The organism is Coleofasciculus chthonoplastes PCC 7420, assembly GCF_000155555.1.
In the GTDB taxonomy this organism is placed as follows: domain Bacteria; phylum Cyanobacteriota; class Cyanobacteriia; order Cyanobacteriales; family Coleofasciculaceae; genus Coleofasciculus; species Coleofasciculus chthonoplastes_A.
This window is the reverse complement of record NZ_DS989893.1, coordinates 1-1,837: the sequence shown is the minus strand read 5'-3', so window position 1 is coordinate 1,837 and position 1,837 is coordinate 1. Positions and strand designations below refer to the sequence as shown.

Here is a 1,837-nt window from a genome sequence, read left to right as displayed (position 1 = left end):
ATTGGCAATGGGAGAGCCAATCACGATATCGGATTGGGAACTGTAGCGATAGAGTAAGGTGGCAAATGCTGCCAATAGGGTCATAAATAATGTGGCTTCTGTTTTTTGGCTCAGGCTTTTTAGCTGCTGGGTTAACTCCGGATTTAGCTGAAACCGTTGGCGATGTCCCCGAAAGGTTTGTTGAGAGGGTCGGGGGTAGTTCGTGGGCAGTTCTAATAAGGCGGGACTTCCCTGTAATTGCTTTTGCCAATAACTCAGTTGATTGTCTAAAACCTCTCCACTTAACCATTGTCGTTGCCAGATGGCAAAGTCAGCATATTGGATGGGAAGTGGGGTTAAGGGGTTGGATTTTCCGGTACAAAAGGCTTGATATAAACTGGATAATTCTCGAATCAATATCCCCATTGACCAGCCATCGGAGATGATGTGGTGTAGGGTTAAGATTAAGATATGAGATTGGGGATTTAAGCACAGGAGTTTGACTCTGAATAAGGGGGCTTTGATTAAGTCAAAGGGGGTTTGCGCTTCTTGTTGAATTAGCTGCTGAACTTGGGTGGATTCTGGGTTTATCTGTTGGTCTTCTACGTCAATAATCGATAAGCTGAAGTGGATATGAGGCTCGATAATTTGCATGGGAGCCTCATTCACCAGTTGGAAACGGGTTCGCAGGGTTTCGTGACGTTGAATTATTTGTTGTACGCTTTGTTCGAGGGCGTTGCGGTTGAGTTGTCCAGTTAGGTGTAAGGCGTAGGGTATATTATAGACGGCACTTTCCTTTTCAAACTGGTCAATAAACCACAATCGCTGTTGGGCAAAGGATAGGGGAATCTCTTTATCTCTGGTTACGGGTTGAATGACTTGAGACGCTTGACTCCATACCTTTGTTTCTAGATGCTTGCTTAATTCAGCAATAGTTGGTGATTCAAATAAACAGCGCAGTGGTAATTCTATTTCCCAATTCTGACGGATACGGGAAATCACTTGAGTGGCTAATAAAGAATGTCCTCCTAATTCAAAAAAGTTATCGTGGATGCCTATTGGCTTAATTCTTAACACTGATGTCCAAATTCGAGTTAATTGTTCCTCAGTTGCGGTGCGTGGAGGAATAAAGTTGGTTGAGAGCGTCTCTTCAATTTCAGGTTTAGGTAAAGCACGACGGTCAACTTTGCCATTGGGAGTGAGGGGAAAAGCATCCAACTGGACAAAAGCTGATGGCACCATATAATCCGGGAGCTTTGTCTTGAGGAATGAGCGTAATTCAGCGGTAATTGATTGTTCGGAATTAGAGACACAATAGGCAACTAGACGTTTATTCCCCGGTTGGTCTTCTGTGACAATAACTACAGTATCCTTGACTTGCGGATATTGACTTAATACCGCTTCAATTTCCCCCAGTTCAATCCGAAACCCTCGCAGCTTAATTTGATTATCAACCCGACCCACAAATTCGATAGTGCCATCGGCTCGATACCGCGCCAAGTCTCCGGTTTTGTACAAACGAGCATTGGGTTGATTGCTAAAGGGATTGGCAATAAATTTCTCCCCTGTTAATTCGGGGCGATTCAAATAACCTCTAGCTAATCCATCACCACCAATGTAGAGTTCCCCGATAACACCGATGGGAACGGGTTGCCAATAAGCATCGAGAAGATAAACTTGGGTATTACTTATCGGACGACCGATGGAGATTGATAATTCAGTTCCTGGAAGCTGTTTGGGCAAAGAATAGCAACAAGTAAAGGTCGTGTTTTCCGTCGGACCATATCCATTAATAATCTGAGTTGATGGCAAAGCCGCCAGTGCTTTTTTAACCGGGTTAACTGAAAGGGCTTCTCCG

1 protein-coding gene is annotated in these 1,837 nt (G+C 44.1%); it reads right to left on the bottom strand.

Annotated elements, in window-relative coordinates; all coding sequences use genetic code 11:
- Positions 1-1,837: condensation domain-containing protein (locus MC7420_RS34650; RefSeq protein ID WP_006106658.1), on the bottom strand; the 1,837-nt coding region annotated here is incomplete at both ends.